This window comes from Streptomyces sp. P17 (assembly GCF_032436805.1).
GTDB lineage: Bacteria > Actinomycetota > Actinomycetes > Streptomycetales > Streptomycetaceae > Streptomyces.
This window is the reverse complement of the sequence record NZ_JAVRBF010000310.1, coordinates 1-489: the sequence shown is the minus strand read 5'-3', so window position 1 is coordinate 489 and position 489 is coordinate 1. Positions and strand designations below refer to the sequence as shown.

At 48.5% G+C, this 489-nt stretch carries 1 protein-coding gene; it reads left to right on the top strand.

Annotated elements, in window-relative coordinates; genetic code table 11:
* Positions 1-288: 288 nt before the first annotated feature.
* On the top strand, positions 289-489 hold a 201-nt coding region (locus tag RMT89_RS41030), incomplete at its 3' end, for a hypothetical protein (RefSeq protein ID WP_315888848.1).

Genomic DNA, 489 nt, shown 5'->3' with positions numbered 1-489 from the left:
TCCGGGGGCAGGGCTGTGTCTGTGGTCCTGAAGCGAGACGGAAACATTCGATATGTTGTTGAGCAGGATGACACTGGCTTGATGCATATTTTCAACGAGGACAACCTTGACTACGGCGATGGGCTACACGTTCCAGTAACCGCAGAAGGAAGCTAGTCCTCTTTTTCGCGGCTCTTGACCGCAAGATAACGGAGAGAACAATGTGAAAACTGCATTAAGGCATTCAATGAATTGCCGATACAAGTGCATGAAGTGTATTCTGAAAAGAATATCAATACACTCAAAGACATGCTCAAGGCTGTCGAAGCTGATGTCAATACGACTGAGGACGTGATCTGGGAACCCGGAACCACGGAAGAAACGAAGCAGCGTTTTGCTGACGAACTGAGGCAGTTCAAGGGTGCTCACTCATTGTTCGCTCTGCTCGGTTATTATGCTGCTACTGGGCCATTCGTTGCCGCACAGATTGAGCAACTACTTCAATCGTTC